Origin of the sequence: Streptomyces otsuchiensis (assembly GCF_004305975.1) — a bacterium.
GTDB classification, from domain to species: domain Bacteria; phylum Actinomycetota; class Actinomycetes; order Streptomycetales; family Streptomycetaceae; genus Streptomyces; species Streptomyces otsuchiensis.
Genome location: NZ_BHZI01000498.1, coordinates 1 through 1,727 on the forward strand (window position 1 = coordinate 1; position 1,727 = coordinate 1,727).

General features: G+C 72.0%; 1 protein-coding gene. It reads right to left on the minus strand.

From position 1 onward, the window contains the following. Positions 1–1,727 (minus strand): MupA/Atu3671 family FMN-dependent luciferase-like monooxygenase (locus E0D90_RS25430; protein ID WP_130800261.1); only part of this gene is annotated, 1,727 nt, incomplete at both ends.

A 1,727-nucleotide genomic window follows, 5' to 3' on the forward strand; every position in this document is an offset into this window, starting at 1 on the left:
TCTTCGACTCCTCCTCCACCACGGTGCTGGCACGCGACCTCGCCGTCCGGCCCGGCCCGGTAGCAGGCGGCGAGGTCGCGTGCCAGCACCGTGGTGGAGGAGGAGTCGAAGACCAGGTGGTGGGCCAGGAGGAAGAGCAGATGGCACTCGTCCGACAGGCGGATCAGACGAGCGGAGAGCAGCGGTCCGGAACCGAGGTCGAAGACCCGGCGCCCCTCCGTCTCCAGGACCGCGCGCAGCGCGTCCTCGAAGGACTCGCCGTCACGGTCCTCCACCGGGCAGTCGAGATCGACCCGGTCCAGCACCAGCCGGTAGGGATCGCCGTCGTGCTCGCGGAAGACCGTGCGCAGCGACTCGTGGCGGCCGGCCACCTGCCGCAGCGCGCCGCGCAGCGTCGGAACGTCCAGCGACCCGTCGAGGCGGATCGCCTTGGGCTCGTGGTACATGCTGGTGCCGGGGTGTGCCTGTTCCAGGAACCAGATGCGGCGCTGCGCGGGTGAGAGCGGGGCCCGACGCGGTGCGGTCGCCGCCGACTCCTCACCGGGAGCGCCGCCGGCGCCACGGACACCGCGAACGCCGCGACGGAGCCGGTCGAGCGCCGGCAGGGAGGCGAGCACCTCGTCCTTGGCGACGCCGAAGTCCACGAAGCAGGCGATCTCGTCCGCTCCGGCCCCGGCCAGCCGGCGCACGGTCCCGGCGACGGAACGCTCGTCACCGATCAGGGCGCGGGACTCGCAGTACCGCTCGTAGGCGCGCTCCAGCAGGAACTCCACGTCCGCCTCGGGCGCGTTGTCCAGGTCGATCTCGAAGCCGAGGCTGTTGGTGACCTGCCCGAAGAGCGCGAGGGACGACTTCAGGTACGAGACGAACGGGCGGTAGGCGGTGGCGCGGGCGCTCTCCGCGTCCTCCTCCAGGTAGGTGTGGACGAGCACCACGACGCGTCCGGCGTCCGGGTCGAGGCCGTGCTCGGCCCGGGTGCGCCGGTACAGGGCGATGTTCTCCGCCAGTTGGTCGACGGTCTGCGTCATCAGGTTGGTGACCACGCCCAGGTCCTCGGCGGCGGCCCGGCGGTAGCTGTCGGGGTTGCCCACCACGGCGACATAGAGCGGGAGCCGCTTCTGTACCGGTCGTGGGTGCAGCCGGAGTTCCACGGAACTGCCGTCACCGGCGGTGGCCGCCAGGGGTGCTCCGGACCACAGCTTCTCGACCGCCGCGAGGTTCTCGTACATCACCTCGCGGTTGCGCCCGTAGTTCTCCGGCGCGAGCGAGAAGTCCGTGGCGTGCCACCCGCTGGCGACGCACAGTCCGGCCCTGCCGCCCGAGAGGTTGTCGACGACCGACCATTCCTCGGCGACGCGGACCGGGTGGTGCAGCGGCAGGACGACGGAGCCGGCCTGGAGCATGATGCGGCTGGTGCGGGCGGCCAGTGCGGCGGCCAGCACCGAGGGGTTGGGGAAGAGGGCCCCGAAGGAGTTGAAGTGCCGTTCCGGGAACCACAGCGAGTGGAAACCGTTCCGGTCGGCGAACTCGGCCGCCTCCATGATCAGCCCGTACTTGTCGTCGGCCTCGTGGTCGGGGTAGTCGCCGAAGAAGTAGAGGCTGAAGTCACAGGCAGCCGCGTCCGCTTCGTCAGCGGCGTCCACCTCGCCCCGGCGGGACGGCGCGGCCGGGGGCAGCGTCCGGGGCCTCACCACCCGGGGCGGCGCGGGTGCCGGTGCCACGGGGGC